Origin of the sequence: Kitasatospora sp. NPDC091257 (assembly GCF_044757675.1) — a bacterium.
Taxonomy (GTDB): Bacteria; Actinomycetota; Actinomycetes; order Streptomycetales; family Streptomycetaceae; genus Kitasatospora; species Kitasatospora lactacystinica.
The window spans coordinates 1-2,476 of record NZ_JBIVVI010001279.1 but is presented as its reverse complement, the minus strand read 5'-3'; the positions used below and the strand labels follow the sequence as shown (position 1 = coordinate 2,476).

The 2,476-nt window shown below is 72.7% G+C and carries 3 protein-coding genes and 1 pseudogene; 2 read left to right on the top strand and 2 right to left on the bottom strand.

Features of this window, described 5'->3' with window-relative positions:
* Nucleotides 1–16: 16 nt before the first annotated feature.
* Nucleotides 17–787 (bottom strand): lysophospholipid acyltransferase family protein, encoded by a 771-nt coding sequence (locus tag ACIQOV_RS37300; RefSeq protein WP_401055225.1) that lies wholly within the window; start codon nt 785–787, stop codon nt 17–19.
* A 222-nt stretch (nt 788–1,009) separates the two neighbouring features.
* Nucleotides 1,010–1,435, bottom strand: coding sequence for a DUF4395 domain-containing protein (locus ACIQOV_RS37295; RefSeq protein ID WP_401055224.1), 426 nt, complete (start codon nt 1,433–1,435; stop codon nt 1,010–1,012).
* 319 nt (nt 1,436–1,754) lie between these two features.
* On the opposite strand from ACIQOV_RS37295, the gene ACIQOV_RS37290 reads away from it, so the two are divergent.
* Nucleotides 1,755–2,081, top strand: a complete 327-nt coding sequence (locus ACIQOV_RS37290; protein WP_359915558.1) for a thioredoxin family protein — start codon at nt 1,755–1,757, stop codon at nt 2,079–2,081.
* Nucleotides 2,082–2,345: 264 nt separating this feature from the next.
* Nucleotides 2,346–2,476 (top strand): annotated as a pseudogene (locus ACIQOV_RS37285) (electron transfer flavoprotein subunit beta); the annotation flags it as partial.

The window sequence follows — 2,476 nt, the reverse complement described above, 5'->3', positions numbered from 1 at the left end:
GGAGGAGAAGGAGCTGTCAGCCCCGGGCGGCGCGGCGCTCGGCCCGGGCGAGGGCCTCCGCCTCGTCCTCGGCCTCGGCGACCTCCAGGGTGGGGGCGGTGCCGCCGAGGTGGGCGGGCAGCCACCAGGTGTCGTCCCCGCCGGAGGGCTTGGCGGGGTACTCGCGCTGGGCCTGGTCGAGCATCTCGCTCATGGCGGCGCGCAGCCGTCGGGTGACCATCACGGGCTTGTCGTTCGGTCCGAGGTGGATCGGTTCGCCGATCATGATGGTGACCGGGACGTGCCGCTTGGTGAGGGTCTTCGGGCGGCCCTTGGTCCAGAGCTGCTGGGTGCCCCAGAGCACGACGGGCAGCAGCGGGGTGCCGGAGTCGGCTGCCATCCGGGCGGCGCCGGTCTTGAACTTCTTCAGCATGAAGGAGCGGCTGATGGTCGCCTCGGGGAACACCCCGACCACCTCGCCGGCCTTGAGGGCCCGCACGGCGGCCTCGTACGCGGGCTGCCCGTCGGTGCGGTCCACCGGGATGTGCTTCATGCCGCGCATCAGCGGGCCGGAGATCCGGTGCTTGAAGACGTCGTCCTTGGCCATGAAGCGGGTCTTGCGCTTGCCGCCGCGGTACGCGCCGAGGCCCGCGAAGAGGAAGTCCAGGTAGCTGATGTGGTTGCTGACCAGTACCGCTCCCCCCCTGGCGGGGATGTGCTCGGCGCCCACGGTCTTGATCCGCACGTCGAGCGCGCGGAAGGCGGTGAGTGCGGCGCCGATCACCGGCGGGTACACGAACTCTGCCACGGTCAGTCCTGACTTCCACGGGTCGGAGCCCGGTTCGGCGGGTACCCGCTCCGTTGTGCGGGCGGCGCCGACCGGAGCACGGCACTCCGCGGCGGTCACGGGTGATTCACGGAGATGATCCCCCGAACGAGTGCCTGCTGTCACCTGAGGCGTGCGGTCAAGCGAATTTTGGCGGTGTGATCTCCGTGATGAATTCGAACGGGAACTTTTCCGCCGCGCACATCATGCGCCGGCGGTGAGTCGGCCCTGGGCGCGCCGGACCAGGGGGTAGAGCTCGCTGCCCACGCAGTAGCCGAACGCGGCGTTGGCGAAGGCGGCGGTGAGGGCGGCCGAGCAGGCCAGCGCACCGAGCCAGGTCACCTCGGCGCAGTAGCCGAGGGCGCCGACCGCGGTGAACACCATGAGGATGCCCTGGTCGAAGCGGAGCGGCCGCTCGTCCTCGGTCTCGGAGGGCGGTGCGAGCCGGGGGAGCACGAGCGCCTGGAACAGCCGGACGTACGGGGCCATGCGCAGGCCGCCGAAGGCGCCGAGGGCCAGGATGAGCGTCTGGGCGGCCAGGAGGGGGCAGTTGCCGGTGCGCAGGACGACGGCCAGGACGATGGAGGTGAGCGCTGCGGCGAGGCGGGAGCCGCGGGGATCGGTCTGCAACGGTGGCTCCGGGGGTCGCGACGGGCGGCGGCAGCGGCGGGGCGTCGGCGGCGGGCGTCAGCGTCGTCGGTGGACGATGGCCCGGGCCGTGGCGGTGACGCGGCGGCAGGCCGGCGGCTGCGTTGGGTGACAGTCGGAATCCACCGGCCGATCGTACGTGGCCGGGCCCCGGCGGTCGACCGTGTTTCGGGCGCGGAGGGCCCTGCCGCAGACTGGGGGGATGACCTGGCCGCCGGTGCGTGGTGTGGTGCCTTGACGGTGGCCGGGACCGGCCCGCCGTGGGCCGGGCGTGGGGCCGGGAGCGACGGGAGGCCGAGGGTTGAGCACCGAGGACGGGGCGGTACGGCTGTCGGAGGCCGAGTTGGGCGGGCCGCTCGGCGCGCGGGCGACGCTGGTGCAGTTCTCGACGGCCTTCTGCCAGCCGTGCCGGGCCACTCGGAGGGTGCTCTCCGAGGTGGCCGGGATGGTCGACGGGGTCGAGCACGTCGAGGTGGACGCGGAGGAGCGGCTGGAGCTGGTCCGCCGGCTGGAGGTCCGGCGGACGCCGACCGTCCTGGTGCTGGACGGGGAGGGCCGGGTGGTGCGGCGGGCGGCGGGGCAGCCGCGCAGGGTGGACGTGATCGCGGCGCTCGGGCGCGTGGTGTGAGCGTGGTGTGAGCAATCCGGCGGCAGTTGTTCCGCCCCGTCGGGTGGAGTCGGCTCCGGGCTGGGGCAGGATGGGCGCAGGCGGCGGGAGCGGCCGCACGGCATAAGCTACTGGCCAGTAGTGACCACTGCACTACCGGCGAGTATGCTGCCAGGAAGTTCCGGACCGGCACGGGAATTCGCTGCCCGGAGCGGGTGCGTGCCGTGTTCGCGCCCGCTTGCACCGCCGCAGCCGCCGGACGAGACCAGTACAGGAGACAAGGCCGTGAGCTTGAGGATCGTTGTCTGTGTGAAGCACGTGCCGGACGCGACGGGTGACCGTCGTTTCGCGGACGACCACACCACCGACCGGGAGGGTGTGGACGGCCTCCTGTCGGAGCTGGACGAGTACGGCGT